Below are 16,696 nucleotides of genomic sequence, written 5' to 3' on the forward strand. Positions count from 1 at the left end.
AAGTGACCTTTATTTTATGTCCTTATACATAATGTAATGTGGACCTATATCTATTATATCAAAAAGCGTACCGATGGGTTTGTATCCCATTTTTTGATAAAAAGGCACAGCACTTTTCCTAGCATTAAACCAAATGAGATTATAATTTTGATTTTTATAGTAGTTTTCAACATATTTTAATAGTTCATTTCCGTATCCTTTTTTTTGATGAAGATCCAAAATAGCCATGCCTCTAACTTGACATTGGTTTTCGCTTTCAAATAAATTATTACTTTTTTTGAAGCCAGAAACCACTCCAATAATTTCATTTTCCCAAAATAATCCAAAATGGAATGTTGTTTTTAAGTCGTCACCATCAAAAAAAGCAGTCTCAAAAGGTTTATTTTTTCTTAAAACTTGATGTCTTACAGCATAAATTTCATTTGAATTGCAAATTTTTATTTGTAACATTGGGTTATAATATTTTGTATTTAAGCAGTTTATATTTTTTAAAGCAAATCACATGTAAATTTACAAAAAAATATTACTTATTTTTTTCAAAAAAATTTGCAAATAGAAAAACTTTTATAGTATATTTGCACTTCAATAATGCGGAAGTAGCTCAGTTGGTAGAGCTCCAGCCTTCCAAGCTGGTTGTCGCGAGTTCGAGCCTCGTCTTCCGCTCTAAAGCCTCAAATTTTTATTTGAGGCTTTTTTATTTTAAATAATTCAGCTCGGTTTCAGGTTCAACTTCAATTGGGTTTTCATTTCGTTTAAATAATCTTGCGGTAAGGTTTCCTTTTAAAATAATTGATGTGCCTTTTACTTCTAACCAACTTCCTTCTCTAAGTCCAAGAACAGGTTGTGGATTAAATTGATGAAATTCATTAATTCTTGTTTCTCTTGTTTCTCCCATGTGTTCAGAATTCTCAACCGGATCTAAATAATGCGGATTTATATTAAAAGACATAAATCCTAACGTTCTAAAACTAGGTGGATATACAATTGGCATATCATTAGTAGTGCCAATGGTTAAACCACAAATATTACTTCCTGCACTTGTTCCTAAATAAGGAGTTCCATTTTTTACCACTTTTTCAATAGTATCCAATATTTTGTTTTTAAATAATTCGTTTACCAAAACAAAAGTATTTCCACCTCCTGTAAATATAGCTTCAGCATGTTGTACGGCTTCAATCGGATTTTCAAATTCATGAATTCCTTTTACTTCAATATTTAAATTACTGAAAGCAGCCTTAACTTTGTTGGTATATGCTTCATGCGAAATTCCGCTAGGTCTTGCGTAGGGAATAAAAAGAAGGGTTTTTACATTTTCAAAATGCTTTTTTAATGTGGGAAGTAAATAGTCCAAATAAGCTCCATTATATAGTGTTGAAGTGCTTGCGATGATGATTTTTCTCATTTCAAAATGTTTTATTACTTTTATACAAAGTTATTCTTTTTTTGAATTAACAAAAGTTTATAATCTTTTTACATTTACTTAAGATTACTAACCGATATATTTACGCTTCTATTTTTAGCCAATGATTAAAAAAATACTTTTCATTTTATTTCCTTTTGTAGTTTTTTCTCAAAATGACTCTATCATTAAAGGAAAAATTGCAGTTGTTACCAATGAGTTACAAGGTATTAATGTAATTAACATTAATAAAAATACAGGAACAGTTACTGATGTTAATGGTAGTTTTTCTATTAAATCTAGTGTTAATGATACTTTAATGTTTAGTGCAATTAACTTAGAAGGAAAGAAAATAGTCATAAAAAAAACAGATTTTAAAGAAGGTGTTTTTGTGAAATTAAATCCAGCTTTTCAAAATTTAGACGAAATTGTTTTAACCGAATATCCTAATATTAATGCAGTAGCTTTAGGAATTGTTTCTCCAAATATTAAACGATACACACCAGCTGAAAGGGCTTTAAATGCTGCTGGAGATGATTTTAAGTGGTATAGCCCTTTGTTAATTCCTTTAGGAGGTATGAGTGTTGATGGTTTGTTGAATGATATTTCAGGAAGAAAATCTGCACTAAAGAAAAATGTGATTCTGGAGAAGAAAGACATTCTCAGAAATAAAATCATGGATATGTATGAAAGAGATTATTTTTTAAACAATTTACATATTCCAGAAATTTATATAGACGGTTTTTTGTATTACATTGTGGAAGATGCAGCTTTTTCGGAGGCAATTAAAAATAAAAATAACACTTTAGCCTCTTTTTTATTGACCGATTTATCTACTCAATTCTTGCTTTTAAATGAAATTGAGATCAGTCCAATACAAGAAGTTGAAAAGCCAAAAGAAAATACCAATGAAAAATAAAGTTTTTATTACCGTACTTTTTTTATTTTCTTTAAGTTCTTTTGCTCAAAAAAACTTAAGGCAATTGCTTAAGGGAAAAATTCATTCTGATTCACTGGAGGTGGTAAACGTAACGGTTTATAATGCTTCTTCTAATTTAGGAAATGTTTCTGATACCAAAGGAAATTTTAGCATTTATGCGAGAGAAAAAGACACCTTGGTTTTTGAATCTATTAGTTTTCAATCCAAAAAGTATATTTTAACAAGAGTGGATATGGACAGGGAATTTGTAGATATCTATTTGAGAACAAAGGTCAATGAATTAAACGAAATTGTTGTAACACCCAATACGCTTTCTGGAGTTTTAGAAGTGGATACCAAAAACATTAAAACCTATACACCAGATTTAAGAAATATTGATTTTGCCAAGCAAAATTATGATGACATTCGTACCACTAGAGTGGTCAATTCTGCAATACCAAATAACATGAGTCCTCTAACTGGAGTTAATTTTGAAGCTGTTGCTAGAATGTTTATTAGTAAAGACAGAAGAGAGGAAATTAGGCAGGAAATTTACAATAAAAAAAGAGTGGAACAAGTAAAAGAAAAAACATTTTATGATCACATGCTGGAAATTTTTTCTGAGAATTATTATACAGATGACTTAGGTTTAACAGAAGAACAAATCCCTTTATTTTTATCTTTTGCTGAACTTAAACCCAAAGAATTGGTTTCTTATTTAAAGTCTGAAAATAAACTTGAATTGATGAACTATTTAAGCAAAAAGGCAGAAGAATTTAAAAATTTAGAAAAAGAAGAATAATGTTTTATATTTGCTCAATGAAAAAGATTAGAATTACACTCTTTCTTGTTTTACTATTTGCTATTGCTTCTTCCTTTACAGTTCATAAATTTTATATAGGTGTTTTTCAAGTAGATTATAAATCAGAAAAAAAAGAATTTCAAATTACTTCAAGAGTTTTTATTGATGATATTGAAAAAGCTTTTGAAACTAAATATAAAAAGAAAATCAATTTTGATACTAAGCAAGAAATCAAAGAGTCAAATGAATTAATTGCTCAATATTTCAAAGAAAAATTAAAAATATCTGTAAATAATAAAGAGCAAGAACTTATTTTTGTCACCAAAGAATATGATGATGATGTAATGGTTTGTTATCATAAAATCTCTTATTCTGGTAAAATAAAATCGGCTGGTATTACAAATACAATTCTTACCGAACAGTTTTCTGAACAACAAAATTTATTACATACCAACATAAATAGTAACAAACAAAGCTTTTTGTTTACTAATACCAATATTAAAGAAAAAATTAAATTTTAAAACTAACTAAATCAAATATATGAAATCTAAAGTGTTACTTTTTTGCAGCTTGTTTTTTGTTTTTGGACAAATAATTGCTCAAGAAAAAAAGGAAGAAAAAACAAAAGAATCAGGACATTATAACGAAAATAAGTTTCGTCAGATGTATGATTTACTAGCTACTCCTAATATGTTTAGAGCAGCTTCTGGAGCACCTGGTCCAGCTTATTATCAACAACAAGCAGATTATAAAATCAATGTTGAGTTAGATGATAAAAATACAAAATTATACGGTACAGAAACAATTGTTTACACTAATAATTCACCAGAGGCATTAGAGTATTTATGGGTGCAATTGGATCAAAATATGCGCTCTCGTACTTCACAAACTCCTTTGGTAGGTAATGAAAGAGTTAGTCCAGCTTTAACAGAAGATAGATTTGCAAAACAATTCATGGAAAAAGGTTTTGATGGAGGTTTCAATCTTGAATATGTAAATGATGCTAATGGAAAACCAATGAAATATACCATCAATCATACAATGATGCGTATTGATTTAGACAAACCGTTAAAAACCAATGAAAAACTAACTTTTTCAATCAAATGGTGGTACAAAATTAATAATTACAGAGTAGATGGTGGTCGTTCGGGTTATGAACAATTTGAAGACGGAAATCGTTTGTATGTAATGGCTCAATTTTTTCCAAGAATGGCTGTTTACAGTGATGTTGAAGGTTGGCAAAACATGCAATTTTGGGGAAGAGGCGAGTTCGCTTTAACTTTTGGAGATTATGATGTAACTATTACTGTACCTGCTGATCATATTATGGAAGCTACAGGCGAACTGCAAAACAGAAAAGAGGTTTTTACTGCAGAGCAAGTAAAGCGATGGGAGAAAGCTCAAAATACTTTTGATAAACCTGTACTAATTGTAACGGAAGAAGAATCAGTAAATGCTTCAAAAGGTTTTTCTGATGAAAAGAAATCTTGGCACTTTAAAGCCCAAAATGTTCGTGATTTTGGCTTTTCAACTTCTCGTAAATTCATGTTAGATGCTATGGCAGTTCAGTTGGAAACGGCTAAACCAATGGCAATTTCAATCTATCCAAAAGAAGCTAATCCACTATGGGGTGATTATTCTACAAGAGCAGTTGCTCAAACTTTAAAAACCTATTCAAAACATACATTTGATTATCCTTATCCTAAAGCAGTTTCTGTTTCTGCAGAAGATCAAGGAATGGAATATCCAATGATTTGCTGGAATTTTGGTCGTCCAGATAAAGAAGGAAAATTTACAGATAGAACCAAATACGGAATGTTAGGAGTTATTATTCATGAAGTTGGACATAACTTTTTCCCAATGATTGTCAATTCTGATGAAAGACAATGGACATGGATGGATGAAGGTTTAAATACATTTTTAGAATATTTAACCGAATTAGAATTTGATGCAAATTTCCCTACAGATAGAGGACCAGCTGCGAAAATTGTTCCTTACATGAAAGGAAATCAAAAATTTATTGCTCCAATTATGTCCAATTCTGAAAATATTTTTCAATTTGGTTCAAATGCCTACGGAAAACCAGCAACAGGTTTAAATATTCTACGTGAAACTATTATGGGAAGAGAATTATTTGATCATGCCTTTAAAACGTATGCACAACGTTGGAAATTTAAACACCCAACTCCAGAAGATTTCTTTAGAACAATGGAGGATGCTTCTGCAGTCGACTTAGATTGGTTTTGGAGAGGATGGTTCTATTCTACAGATTACGTGGATTTAGGAATTAAAGATGTAAAAGAATATTATGTTTCTACTGAACCAACTTCTGAATTGAAAGACTATAAAATGAGAACAGGTCGTTTTACTTACAACGAAGGGCCATTCATTTATTTAGTTGACTCTAATCATAAAGAATTTAATAAGAAAACAAAAAAAGCTTTTGAAGTTAAAGATGTGAAATTGCTTTCTGACTATGTTAATGAACACTATACAGCAGAAGAAAAACGTGATTTAAAAGCACCAAAATATTTTTATGAAGTAGAATTTGAAAAACCAGGAGGAATGATTATGCCAATAATTGTTGAATTACAATTTGAAGACGGCACTTCTGAAACTCAAAAATTTCCTGCTCAAATTTGGCGAATGAGTAATGATACTGCTAAAAGAGTTTTTGCAACAGAGAAAAAAATTGTAAAAATACAATTAGACCCAAAATTAGAAACTGCAGATATTGATGTTGAAAACAATATGTGGCCTAAAGAAGCAGTAAAAACTAAGTTTGACGAATTAGAAAAGAAGTAATTATAATTCAATACAACAAGTTAAACCTTTGTCAAAATTTCAAACTTTGGCAAAGGTTATTTTTTTCTTTGTAACTTTGCTTTTTAAAATTAAAAAATACTACCATGTTTGGAATAGGTGGAGGCGAACTTTTCTTTATTATTTTAATAGCCATTATGATTTTTGGTTCTAAGGGAATTCCGGATATCGCAAGATTTTTGGGTAAAACTATGGCGCAATTAAAAAATGCTTCCAACGAAATTAAAAACGAAATTCAGAAAAGTGCTTCCGATAACGGAGTAGATATGAATTCGATAACTGGTGGAATTTCAGAAGAAATTAAAAAAGCAAAAGAAGGCATTTCAAAAGCTGTAAATCCAGTCGAAAATATTACTTCAGATATTACAAATCCTATTGAAAAAGTAAAAGAAGACATCGAAAATTTATCTGGACCTATTAAAAGACAATTATAATTTTGGAAGAGCTATTAAAATTTGACAAAGATCTATTTGTTTTTTTAAACGGTTTAGGAAGTGTTCCGTATGATGATTTTTGGAGTATTATTACCAAGCAAATTTATTGGACACCATTGTTTATTGGTATTTTTTATTTAATACAAAAGAAAGTAGGTTGGAAAAATGCAGGAATTACAATTGTTTTTTTAGCACTTTTAATCACTTTTACAGATCAAATCACTAACCTAGTCAAAAACGGAATTCAGCGTTTAAGACCATGTAATAATCCGGAAATCAAAGATATAATTCGAATTGTAATTAGTAGGAATTCTTTTAGTTATTTTTCTGGTCATGCAGCTAATTCTATGGCTTCAACTATATTTATTTTCTTGATTATTAGGAAGTATTATAATCACACTTATTTGTTATTCTTATTTCCTCTAATATTTGCTTACAGCAGAATTTATCTTGGATTACACTATCCTTTAGATATTCTTTCAGGTTACGTTTTTGGAATAATCAATGGAATAATTTTTTATAAATTGTATAGTTTGTTCATAATTAAATACCAAAGTAATTAAAGATGTTATAATTTCTAATAATTTTCCAACAACCAACAACCAACAACCAACAACCAACAACCAACTACAAAACCCTAGTAACTGTCAATCCATCTCGAATAGGCAACAAAACCGTTTCCACTCTCGAATCTTCATTGATTAATTTATTATATTCTAATAAAATTTTGGTACTTGTGTCTTTCGGATTCAATTCTTCCAAAACTTTTCCACTCCATAAAACATTATCTGATAAAATAATACCACCTTTATGCATCATAGGCACAATCAAGTTGTAATAATTGATGTAATTTTCTTTATCAGCATCAATAAAAACCAAATCAAATGTTTTTTTTAATGTTGGGATAATCTGCATGGCATCACCTAAATGCGATGTAATTTGATTCTTATATTCCGATAAATTAAAATATTTTTCCTGAATTTCAACCAATTCTTCATTAATATCAATCGTATCTAAAGTGCCCTCTTTTTGTAATCCTTCAACCAAACACAAAGCAGCATAACCAGTATAAGTGCCTATTTCTAAAATATGTTTTGGATTGATGATTTTTGACAACATACTCAAAACTCTCCCTTGAAAATGACCACTCAACATACGAGGTTGCATAATTTTTTGATGCGTTTCAATGTCTAATTCTTTTAAAAGTTGAGGTTCTTTTTGACTGTGGTGGGCAACATAATTTTCTAATTCTTCTGATATAAAGTGCATAAAATGGTATAATTGAAATACAAAAATACAAATTCCAGCACTTCTTTCTTCTATTCTCTATTTTCTATTCTCTATTTTCTTTACTTTTACACCATGCAAACGACAAAAAAAGACATAAGAGCTTTAACAAAAGAACAACTTCGCGAATTTTTCGAGAAAAACGGAGACAAAGCTTTCCGTGGTAATCAAGTTTATGAATGGTTATGGAGCAAACGTGCTCATTCATTTGAAGATATGACTAATGTATCTAAAGAAACACGTAGTATGTTAGAAGCCAATTTTGTCATAAATCACATTAAAGTTGATACGATGCAACGTAGCGAAGATGGAACAGTTAAAAATGCTGTTCGTTTGCATGATGATTTAATTGTTGAAAGTGTTCTTATTCCTACTAAAACTAGAACAACAGCCTGCGTTTCTAGTCAAGTAGGTTGTAGTTTGGATTGTAATTTTTGCGCAACTGCTCGTTTGAAACGTATGAGAAATTTGGAACCTGGAGAAATCTATGATCAAGTAGCTGCGATCGATAATGAAAGTCGTTTGTATTTTGATAGACCTTTATCAAACATCGTTTTCATGGGAATGGGTGAACCTTTGATGAACTATCCAAACGTTATGAAATCTATCGAAATGATTACCTCTAAAGAAGGTTTAGGAATGTCGCCCAAACGAATTACAGTTTCCACTTCTGGAGTTTCTAAAATGATTAAAAAAATGGCTGATGATGAAGTAAAATTCAAATTAGCTGTTTCGCTGCATTCAGCTATCGAAGAAACTCGAAATAAAATTATGCCTTTTACCAAAAGTTTTCCGTTACCTGAATTACGTGAAGCATTAGAATATTGGTATAAAAAAACAAAAAGTGCTATAACTTATGAATATGTTGTTTGGAAAGGAATTAATGACGATCAAGCTTCCATAGATGCATTGGTTAAATTCTGCAAATACGTGCCTTGTAAAGTCAATTTGATTGAATATAATCCAATTGATGATGGCGAATTTCAACAAGCTTCGGAACAAGCTACAAACGATTATATTTCGGCTTTAGAAAAAAATAAAATTATAGTTAAAGTAAGAAGAAGTCGTGGAAAAGACATCGATGCTGCTTGCGGACAATTGGCTAATAAGTCATAAAATTTTTTAGAATGTATTTCTTTAGGAACTTTGCAGGTTATTTATTAAACTATATAGGAGCTTCAGTAAGATGGTTTTTTGGCAAAATATTAAATTTTAATAAAAATAGAACAGAATTTACTTTTAAAGAATATTTATATGGACCAAAAAACTCAAATGATCACTATGATGTTTTCGGACATCAATTTAATAATAGATGGATTGGAGCGCTTTTTTTCTTTTTAATTGCGCTTATTATTCAAAAAATTTTAGGATTATATTAGTGAAGAATATTATTTTCCTTTTTAGCTTCAAACAAATAGACTATTTTTGTTCTTAATATGAAAATAGTCGAACAAATAAAACTACCAATTGCCAAGGAAATGGAACTTTTCGAAAAAAAGTTTCACCAATCCATGTCTTCAAAAGTGGCTTTATTAAATCGCATCACTTATTATATTGTCAATCGAAAAGGAAAACAAATGCGACCCATGTTTGTTTTCTTAACAGCCAAAATGATTTCTAAAGGAACTGTAAACGAGCGAACCTATCGTGGTGCTTCTGTTATAGAACTAATACACACGGCAACTTTGGTTCACGATGATGTGGTTGATGATAGCAACAAACGAAGAGGTTTTTTCTCCATAAATGCGCTTTGGAAAAATAAAATTGCCGTTTTAGTGGGTGACTATTTGCTTTCAAAAGGATTATTACTTTCAATAGATAATAACGATTTTGATTTACTAAGAATAATTTCGGTTGCTGTTCGCGAAATGAGTGAAGGTGAATTACTTCAAATCGAAAAGGCACGAAGATTGGATATCACAGAAGATATTTATTATGAAATCATACGACAAAAAACAGCTACTCTTATTGCTGCTTGTTGTTCGCTTGGAGCTTGTTCTGTAGCTCCAGAAAACACTGAAGTTGTTGAAAAAATGCGAAAATTTGGTGAACTAATCGGAATGGCTTTTCAAATTAAAGATGATTTATTTGATTATACTGATGATGCTATTGGAAAACCAACAGGAATCGACATCAAAGAACAAAAAATGACTTTACCCTTAATTTACGCTTTGAATAATTGTTCTTCAAAAGAAAAAAGTTGGGTAATCAATTCGGTAAAAAATCACAATAAAGATAAAAAAAGAGTTAAAGAAGTAATCCAATTCGTAAAAGACAAAAACGGATTAGTTTACGCAGAACAAAAAATGGTGCAATTTCAACTAGAAGCACTTCAACTCCTACAAGATTTCCCAGATTCAGTATATAAATCCTCATTAGTTTTAATGGTGAACTACGTTATTGAAAGAAAGAAATAGTGTTCAGTGTTCAGTAAATAGTATTCAGTTGCAGTTCTTATTATTGTGTTTTAAAGGTGTTTCATTTTTATTTTAGCACAAACTTATTAACTGACCACTAAAAAAAACTGACTACTGAATACTTCCAATACAACCATTTCAAAATCATTCTCGTCTATGTTAATAGAAGACTATTTTACTGAACACTAAAAACTGATCACTGATCACTTTCCATGAGGGTAATACAATTACATCAACAAGAAAAAGAACTCATCCAATTGGCTGTCGAAAATAACCGACAAGCACAACATCAATTGTATGCTAATTTTTCTCCAAAGATGTTAAGCGTTTGCCGACAATATATTAAAGATGTGCATCATGCTGAAGATGTTATGATAACAGCTTTTATGAAAGTGTTTACAAATATCAAAAATTTTGAACACAAAGGAAGTTTTGAAGGTTGGATTAGAAGAATTATGGTAAATGAATGTATCGATTATATTCGAGTCAAGAAAAACAATTTCAATCATCAGAATATAGAAGAAACAGTTTTGCCAAATGATTTTTCAGAAGAGCAAGATTTTTCAACAGATGATATTCAGTTGCTGATTGATAATTTACCCGAAGGATGTAAAATGGTTTTCAATCTTTATGTAATTGAAGGATATAAACACAACGAAATAGCCAAGATGTTGAATATTAATGAAGGAACATCAAAATCACAGTTAGCTCACGCACGAAAATTGTTGCAAGAGCAAATTAATAAACTTAAAAATAGTCAAAATGGCACTAAATAATTTTGAAAAACAAGTCCAACAAAAACTAAGCAATCGTGAGATTAAGCCCAGTGTTAATTCTTGGGATAGATTAGACGCAATGTTGAGTATAGAGGAAAAACCAAAAAAAGAGAAAGGATTCTTTTGGTTAAACACTGCAGCATCATTCATCATATTGGCTTCAATAGGATATTATTTTTATAATCAAAATTTAACTATACAGCCAACTCATGATGAATCAATAATTGTTGACGAAAATTCAGAATTCAGAATTCAGAATTCAGAAAATAATCAAAAGAACATGTATGTTTTAGAAGAGAAACAAGAAACAAGAAACAAGAAACAAGATGTTTTAGTTGAAAACAATAATTTAATTAAAAAATCTCAAAATCAATCAACAATCAACAATCAACAATCAACAATCGTAAATCAAGGAGTTTCAAACATCAATCCATCACAAGAAAATTCTAATAATACAAATTCTGAAATCATCAATCATCAAGCAACAGTCAAATATCGTTACATTTCACCCAAAGAATTATTAGCTCAAGTTGAAAATACTTACACACCAAATCAACCAGTTGTTACTAAATCCAATTCTAAAATTAAAGTAGATGCCAATGTGTTGTTGTCTAATGCAGAAAATGAATTGAATCAAACATTTAGAGCGAATGTAATAAAAAAGTTAAATAAAAATTATCAAGAATTAGCAACAGCAATTGCTAATAGAAATTACGAAGAATAAAAATCAATCATTAATCAAAAAACGAAAATCATGAACAAAATTATTTTTTACACTGTTGTCCTGTTTATTTCATTTTTAGGGAAAGCTATAGCACAAGAAAAAACTTTTGAAGAACGAGCCAAAGAAATAGCAGATAAAATACAAGCAATAACTACAGAAGAGAAAAATGAGTTAAAAAAAGCGATTGACGCAATAGATGAACAAGTAAATAAAGCAAAAATCACAAAAGAAAAAGGAGAAGAATTAAAATTAAAAATTGCAGAAGAAAAAGCTGCAAATATTGAAACAAGAATAGCTGTTGAAGAAGAAAAATTAAATCAATTAATTCAAGATAAAGTTGATGGAAAAGTAAAAAATACAGATACTATTCAAATAGGAGCCAACAATATAAATAATGGAATAAAAACTAAAAAAGATATTGTTAGCTCAAAAAAAATATTCTTTAGAGAAAATAGAACAACTTCTCAATTTGTTTTTGCAGTTGGACTTAATAATCTAATTACTAAAGGAGAAGATATAGAAAATTCAGATTTTAGAGTTTGGGGTTCCCATTTTTATGAATTAGGTTTTACTTATAATACCAGAATTTTCAAAAACAATAATTTTTTACATGCAAAATATGGTTTTTCGGTTATGTATAATAATCTTCGTCCAACAGAGAATAGATATTTTGAAAAGGATGGAAATCAAACCAATTTACAAATGTTTACAGAACGTTTAAAAGATTCAAGATTTAGGAATGTTTATTTAACATTTCCAGCTCATTTAGAGTTTGATTTTACATCTAGAAAAGTATCAAAAGAAAACAATAAAATATATTTTAGAACACACCAATCCATACGTATAGGTTTAGGTGGTTATGCAGGGGTTCGTGTAAAATCAAAACAATTATTAAAATATGAATTAGATGGAGACAATATTAAGGACAAACAAAAAGGGGATTATAATGTTTCAGATTTTATTTATGGTTTGAGTGCTTATATTGGTTTTAATGAAACCAGTTTATATGTAAAGTATGACATAAATCCTTTATTTAAAAACAACACTATTGACCAAAATAACGTATCTTTAGGCATTCGATTCGATTTCAATTAAACCATAAATAAAATGAAGAAAATTACAGGAATAGTTGTGTTTTTATGTGTTACCAGTTGTGCTTTTCAGTACATAAGCTCTAATTCTGCAACAGATAAATTACAAGCTGTAAAAGTGGGTGGAGATTATTTTCAAAACCTAAAATACAACAAAGAAATCACAAATTACAATCTAATTTCTGTAGAAAGTGCTGCTTTATATATTGGTAAAAGTAGCGATACTTTAAAAGAAGTTTATGGTCTAATTTACGAAATAGAAAACAACAATAAAACCAAAAAAGTATATGTTAGAATTAAGAAAACAGGTACTAAATTGGATGTAAAAACAGAAACTCTTTTTTAATTTTTTGAGTAGTTGGAGTTCAAACCTATAAGAGTTTTATATTCTTATAGGTTTTTTATTTTTAAACTTTGTAACTTAGCAACCTTATAACTTAGCAACTTTAATAATTGATCTCAAAATCATCCATAGAAACCGTTTTTGAAACTGCTCGTGTTGAGGAAGTAATAGGTGATTTTGTTAATTTAAAACGTGCAGGAAGTAATTTAAAAGGCTTGAGTCCTTTTGTAGATGAAAAGTCGCCTTCGTTTATGGTTTCTCCAGTAAAACAAATTTGGAAAGATTTTTCTAGTGGAAAAGGTGGAAATGTGGTTTCATTTTTAATGGAACACGAACATTTTACCTATCCAGAAGCCATTCGTTATTTAGCTAAAAAATACAATATCGAATTAGAAGAAACCGTTCAAACCGATGAAGATTTAGCCGTTGCCAATGAAAAGGAAAGTATGTATTTGGTTTCCGAATTTGCCAGTAAATATTTTCAGGATATTTTGCTCAATAATGATGAAGGAAAAGCAATTGGTTTATCTTATTTCAAAGAAAGAGGATTTACTTCAGATACGATAAAAAAATTCAATTTAGGATATTCTCCTGAAAGTTGGGATGCTTTTACCAAAGAGGCTTTAGGAAAAGGATACAAGTTAGAATTTCTTGAAAAAACGGGTCTTTCTATAGTAAAAGAAGATAAACAATTTGATCGCTTTAAAGGTCGTGTGATGTTTCCAATTCAAAGCATGAGTGGAAGGGTTTTGGGTTTTGGTGGTCGAATTTTAACGAATGATAAAAAAGCAGCCAAATATCTAAATTCACCTGAAAGTGAAATTTATCATAAAAGTAAAGTGCTTTACGGAATTTATCATGCCAAACAAGCCATTGCCAAACAAAACAATTGTTATTTGGTGGAAGGTTATACCGATGTGATTCAATTCAATCAAGCCGGAATTGAAAATGTGGTTTCGTCTTCTGGAACAGCATTAACTCCAGATCAAATTCGATTAATCAATCGTTTAACGCCAAATATAACGGTGCTTTTTGATGGTGATGCAGCGGGTTTAAGAGCTTCTGTTCGTGGTATAGATTTGATTTTGGAAGCTGGAATGAACGTGAGAGTTTGTACCTTTCCTGATGGTGATGATCCAGATAGTTTTGCCAAAAAAACGTCTTATGAAGATTTAGTAATTTATTTGGAAGAAAATGCCAAAGATTTTATTCAATTCAAAGCCTCTTTATTGATGTTGGATGCGAAAAATGATCCTATCAAAAAAGCCGATTTGATTCGAGATATGGTAGTGAGCATTTCTAAAATTCCTGACAGAATTAAACGAGAAATCTACATTCAAGAATGTGCTCGAATAATGGATATTTCGGAAGATGTTTTGTTCAATACTTTAGCTCAATTAGTTAAAAAAGATTTAACGGAAGCCAATAAACAATATAAAGAAGAACAAAAAGCCTTTGATGTTGTTAAAAATGATAGTACTACTCCAACTTCAAAAGTTGATATTCAATATGAATTGGAACATACCATTATTCAAATTTTATTATTGTACGGAAATGTAGAGGAAGATTTTGAAGATGTAGTATACAAAACCAATGATGAAGGTGAAGTTTACGAACATAAAGAAATCAACAAATACAAAATACATCAACGAATTTTTTTAAGTCTTCAAGAAGATGAGGTTGAGTTGGCTAATCCAGTTTTTAAAGCAATTTACACAGATTTAATTGACTATTACAATCAAAATGAAAATGTAAATATTGAGCATTATTTACAACAAGTTCCTGAAGAAATAGCTAATGAAGTTACATCCATTGTTATGAATGAAGAAAGAGAAGTTTTGCACAATTGGGAAGTGAAACAAATTGTAGTTAAGCAAAAAAATCAAACTATTGCTCAATTTACATCAGAAACAATCTTAACTTTAAGATGGTTTTTAGTCAATAAAATTATTGATGAATTAAAACAAAATATTGTCAACAAAACCGAAGAAACAGAAAACAATAATGAAACACTTTCTTTAGTGGTTGATTATTTGGGGTTGACTAGCATGTTTTCAAAAAAATTAGGTAGAGTAATGTCTCGTCATTAAACCAATTCAAAAGTTTTTGCTTTATTTATTAGGTCAATTAAATTGGTCACTTGCAATTTATGCAAAAGTCTTAGTTTGTAGGTACTGATTGTTTTTTCATCCAATCCTAAAGTAGTAGCTATTTCTTTATTTTTCTTTCCGTCAGCCAAATATTTTAAAACTTCAATTTCTCTGGCAGAAAGTTTTTTATGCAATCGTGTGGTGTTTTTTCCTAAATTTCTTTCGTATTTTTTTGCTTCATCACTCATATAGACATTACCAAGTGAAACTGATTTTAAAGCGGTTCCAAATTCTCTTAATGTTTTGTTTTTTTCCAAATAACCTCTAACGCCAACTTTTATGGCATTGTTGGCATAGAGCGATTCCGATACATTGCTGTAAACGAAAAATTTGGAGTTAGGAAAATCTTTAATCAAGATTTTTACATCTCTAATACTATTTAAACCTTCTAGTTCAACATCAAATATCACTAAATGAATTACTTTTTTTTCTAATAATTCATGCAAATCTTCAAGTGAACTAACATAATCTACAACATCAAAGTCCACAGAATCTTTAAGGAAAGTTTTAATACCCTGATGAATCATTGGATTATTGTCTGCTACACATACTTTTATCATGTCTTTATTATTATACTTAACGGTTTCTATATATTATCTTAATAGTAAAGATATAAAATTATGCAATAGTCTGTATGTTAAGTAGATATTATTTCAAATCTTGTGGGATTTTACATACAGGAATAGGATTCATTTTATGTTGGTTGATAAAATTTAGTCTTTTATAGATGGAAAAAACTAACGCTTCTCTTCCTGAAAAGTCTTCTTGCGTTTTGCCCATTTCAATTTGTTGCATAGCCCATTCCAATTCGTCATAACTGGCTCCTAGTTGATCCTCATCACTTCTGTCATCTCCAAATAAACCATCTGTAGGTTTTGCCGATAAAATACTTTCAGGCACAGCAACATATTTTGCTAACTTTCTTACTTCACTTTTCAATAAATCGGCAATTGGACTCAAATCAACACCACCGTCACCATATTTGGTATAAAATCCAACCCCAAAATCTTCTACTTTATTTCCTGTTCCTGCCACTAAAAAACCATGAATTCCAGCTAAATAATATAAAGTTGTCATTCTCAGTCTAGCTCTAGTATTGGCTAATGATAAATTATAAACACTTTCATTTTCGCAAGTAGGCACCTGTTTTTTAAAAGTCTCAAAAACTGGAGTTAAATCAACTCTCTCATTAATTACATTAGAAAACCGTTGTTTTAATTGATGGATGTGTTCATTGGCTCTACTAACATGACTTTCAGCTTGGTGTATTGGCATTTCAACACAAAGTACCGGCAATCCTGTTTGTGCACATAATGTTGAGGTTAGTGCGCTGTCAATTCCACCTGAAATTCCAACAACAAATCCCTTTACTTTTGCGTTATTAGCGTAATCGGATAACCAATTTACAATGTGATTGTTAATTTCTTCTGCTCTAAATGTACTTGAATCAACCATTTTTAAGAATAATTTAGCTTATAATAATGTATATTTGCATTCGAATAATATTTCATAAAAATATAATTTTTTTTTC

Annotated in this window: 19 protein-coding genes and 1 tRNA gene; 15 read left to right on the forward strand and 5 right to left on the reverse strand. The window is 29.8% G+C overall.

Going from position 1 to position 16,696, the window contains the following annotated elements:
* Window positions 1-9: 9 nt before the first annotated feature.
* The gene (locus ACTF56_RS06000) at window positions 10-450 is read right to left on the reverse strand and encodes a GNAT family N-acetyltransferase (RefSeq protein ID WP_438966003.1); all 441 of its coding nucleotides are present in this window, start codon (window positions 448-450) and stop codon (window positions 10-12) included.
* A gap of 140 nt (window positions 451-590) precedes the next feature.
* On the opposite strand from ACTF56_RS06000, the gene ACTF56_RS06005 reads away from it, so the two are divergent.
* A tRNA-Gly gene (locus tag ACTF56_RS06005) sits at window positions 591-663 on the forward strand.
* Between the two features lie 31 nt (window positions 664-694).
* Here ACTF56_RS06005 and pepE read toward each other — a convergent pair.
* Window positions 695-1,402: a dipeptidase PepE gene (pepE, locus tag ACTF56_RS06010; protein WP_438966004.1), complete on the reverse strand. Its 708-nt coding sequence runs from the start codon at window positions 1,400-1,402 to the stop codon at window positions 695-697.
* A 121-nt stretch (window positions 1,403-1,523) separates the two neighbouring features.
* Here pepE and ACTF56_RS06015 point away from each other — a divergent pair, with 121 nt between their 5' ends.
* The 6 genes from ACTF56_RS06015 (at window position 1,524) to ACTF56_RS06040 (ending at window position 6,940) form a co-directional block, all read left to right on the forward strand.
* Window positions 1,524-2,318, forward strand: coding sequence for a carboxypeptidase-like regulatory domain-containing protein (locus ACTF56_RS06015; protein WP_438966005.1), 795 nt, complete (start codon window positions 1,524-1,526; stop codon window positions 2,316-2,318).
* Window positions 2,308-3,120 carry a carboxypeptidase-like regulatory domain-containing protein gene (locus tag ACTF56_RS06020; RefSeq protein ID WP_438966006.1) on the forward strand — a complete coding sequence of 271 codons (813 nt, stop codon included), beginning with the start codon at window positions 2,308-2,310 and terminating at the stop codon, window positions 3,118-3,120. Before ACTF56_RS06015 ends, ACTF56_RS06020 begins: the two co-directional genes overlap by 11 nt.
* A gap of 17 nt (window positions 3,121-3,137) precedes the next feature.
* Window positions 3,138-3,641, forward strand: a complete 504-nt coding sequence (locus ACTF56_RS06025) for a DUF6702 family protein (protein ID WP_438966007.1) — start codon at window positions 3,138-3,140, stop codon at window positions 3,639-3,641.
* Between the two features lie 19 nt (window positions 3,642-3,660).
* The gene (locus ACTF56_RS06030) at window positions 3,661-5,925 is read left to right on the forward strand and encodes a M1 family metallopeptidase (RefSeq protein ID WP_438966008.1); all 2,265 of its coding nucleotides are present in this window, start codon (window positions 3,661-3,663) and stop codon (window positions 5,923-5,925) included.
* 104 nt (window positions 5,926-6,029) lie between these two features.
* A complete protein-coding gene (locus ACTF56_RS06035) occupies window positions 6,030-6,377 on the forward strand; it encodes a Sec-independent protein translocase subunit TatA/TatB (RefSeq protein WP_438966009.1) in 348 nt (115 codons plus the stop codon).
* The gene (locus ACTF56_RS06040) at window positions 6,377-6,940 is read left to right on the forward strand and encodes a phosphatase PAP2 family protein (RefSeq protein ID WP_438966049.1); all 564 of its coding nucleotides are present in this window, start codon (window positions 6,377-6,379) and stop codon (window positions 6,938-6,940) included. The genes ACTF56_RS06035 and ACTF56_RS06040 overlap by 1 nt, the downstream gene beginning before the upstream one ends.
* Before the next feature lie 64 nt (window positions 6,941-7,004).
* Here ACTF56_RS06040 and ACTF56_RS06045 read toward each other — a convergent pair whose 3' ends face one another.
* The gene (locus ACTF56_RS06045; protein WP_438966010.1) at window positions 7,005-7,646 is read right to left on the reverse strand and encodes an O-methyltransferase; all 642 of its coding nucleotides are present in this window, start codon (window positions 7,644-7,646) and stop codon (window positions 7,005-7,007) included.
* A gap of 93 nt (window positions 7,647-7,739) precedes the next feature.
* Between ACTF56_RS06045 and rlmN the strand changes: the two genes are divergently transcribed.
* From rlmN to dnaG, 8 genes are all read left to right on the forward strand, one after another.
* Window positions 7,740-8,780 carry a 23S rRNA (adenine(2503)-C(2))-methyltransferase RlmN gene (rlmN, locus tag ACTF56_RS06050; RefSeq protein ID WP_438966011.1) on the forward strand — a complete coding sequence of 347 codons (1,041 nt, stop codon included), beginning with the start codon at window positions 7,740-7,742 and terminating at the stop codon, window positions 8,778-8,780.
* An 11-nt stretch (window positions 8,781-8,791) separates the two neighbouring features.
* Complete coding sequence (locus ACTF56_RS06055; protein ID WP_438966012.1) at window positions 8,792-9,043, forward strand: hypothetical protein; 252 nt, start codon at window positions 8,792-8,794, stop codon at window positions 9,041-9,043.
* A 57-nt stretch (window positions 9,044-9,100) separates the two neighbouring features.
* Window positions 9,101-10,081, forward strand: a complete 981-nt coding sequence (locus tag ACTF56_RS06060) for a polyprenyl synthetase family protein (RefSeq protein WP_438966013.1) — start codon at window positions 9,101-9,103, stop codon at window positions 10,079-10,081.
* A gap of 212 nt (window positions 10,082-10,293) precedes the next feature.
* On the forward strand, window positions 10,294-10,857 hold the full coding sequence (locus ACTF56_RS06065; RefSeq protein WP_438966014.1) for an RNA polymerase sigma factor: 564 nt from the start codon (window positions 10,294-10,296) through the stop codon (window positions 10,855-10,857).
* Window positions 10,844-11,581, forward strand: a complete 738-nt coding sequence (locus ACTF56_RS06070; RefSeq protein WP_438966015.1) for a hypothetical protein — start codon at window positions 10,844-10,846, stop codon at window positions 11,579-11,581. Before ACTF56_RS06065 ends, ACTF56_RS06070 begins: the two co-directional genes overlap by 14 nt.
* Before the next feature lie 30 nt (window positions 11,582-11,611).
* Complete coding sequence (locus ACTF56_RS06075) at window positions 11,612-12,676, forward strand: hypothetical protein (protein WP_438966016.1); 1,065 nt, start codon at window positions 11,612-11,614, stop codon at window positions 12,674-12,676.
* A 12-nt stretch (window positions 12,677-12,688) separates the two neighbouring features.
* On the forward strand, window positions 12,689-13,018 hold the full coding sequence (locus ACTF56_RS06080; RefSeq protein WP_438966017.1) for a hypothetical protein: 330 nt from the start codon (window positions 12,689-12,691) through the stop codon (window positions 13,016-13,018).
* 107 nt (window positions 13,019-13,125) lie between these two features.
* Window positions 13,126-15,105, forward strand: a complete 1,980-nt coding sequence (dnaG, locus tag ACTF56_RS06085) for a DNA primase (protein ID WP_438966018.1) — start codon at window positions 13,126-13,128, stop codon at window positions 15,103-15,105.
* On the opposite strand, the gene ACTF56_RS06090 is transcribed toward dnaG, so the two are convergent.
* The gene (locus tag ACTF56_RS06090) at window positions 15,102-15,725 is read right to left on the reverse strand and encodes a LuxR C-terminal-related transcriptional regulator (protein WP_438966019.1); all 624 of its coding nucleotides are present in this window, start codon (window positions 15,723-15,725) and stop codon (window positions 15,102-15,104) included. The two genes, dnaG and ACTF56_RS06090, sit on opposite strands and share 4 nt — an antisense overlap.
* An 88-nt stretch (window positions 15,726-15,813) precedes the next feature.
* The gene (gene nadE, locus ACTF56_RS06095; protein WP_438966020.1) at window positions 15,814-16,620 is read right to left on the reverse strand and encodes an NAD(+) synthase; all 807 of its coding nucleotides are present in this window, start codon (window positions 16,618-16,620) and stop codon (window positions 15,814-15,816) included.
* Window positions 16,621-16,696: the final 76 nt, after the last annotated feature.

The sequence above is a fragment of the Flavobacterium sp. genome (assembly GCF_965657075.1).
In the GTDB taxonomy this organism is placed as follows: Bacteria; Bacteroidota; Bacteroidia; order Flavobacteriales; family Flavobacteriaceae; genus Flavobacterium.